This window comes from Allobosea sp. 05T438, from assembly GCF_056396025.1.
Genome location: NZ_JBFTKQ010000059.1, coordinates 1 through 736 on the forward strand (window position 1 = coordinate 1; position 736 = coordinate 736).

1 protein-coding gene is annotated in these 736 nt (G+C 68.3%); it reads left to right on the forward strand.

Annotated features, from left to right (window positions below; genetic code table 11):
- On the forward strand, window positions 1-736 hold a 736-nt coding region (locus tag AC1DIN_RS29910; RefSeq protein WP_476812359.1), incomplete at both ends, for an amidohydrolase family protein.

A 736-nucleotide genomic window follows, 5' to 3' on the forward strand; every position in this document is an offset into this window, starting at 1 on the left:
CCACGCTCGATCGCGGCAACCCGACGGCGAGCGCGGTCGCAGTCAAGGACGGCGTCTTCCTGGCGGTTGGCGGGCAGGCCGAGGTGATGGCCCATGCCGGGCCGAACACGAAGGTGATCGACCTGAAGGGCCGCAGCGCGCTGCCGGGCTTGATCGACAACCACCTGCACATCATCCGCGGCGGGCTGAACTTCAACATGGAGCTGCGCTGGGACGGGGTGCGCTCGCTCGCCGATGCGATGAGCATGCTCAAGCGCCAGGTCGCAGTGACGCCGCCGCCGCAATGGGTGCGCGTCGTCGGCGGCTTCACCGAGCACCAGTTCGCCGAGAAGCGGCTGCCGACGATCGAGGAGCTCAACGCCGTCGCGCCGGACACCCCGGTCTTCATCCTGCATCTCTATGATCGCGCCTTGCTCAACGCCGCGGCTCTGCGGGCCGTCGGCTACACCAAGGACACGCCACAGCCGCCGGGCGGCGAGATCACGCGTGACGCCAACGGCAATCCGACCGGGCTCCTGCTCGCACGGCCGAACGCCGCCATCCTCTATGCGACGCTGGCCAAGGGGCCGAAGCTGCCCTTCGACTACCAGGTCAACTCGACCCGCCACTTCATGCGCGAGCTCAACCGGCTCGGCGTCACCGGCGCGATCGATGCCGGCGGCGGCTTCCAGAACTACCCGGACGACTACGCCGTCATCCAGAAGCTCTCGGACGAGAACCAGCTCACCATCCGCCT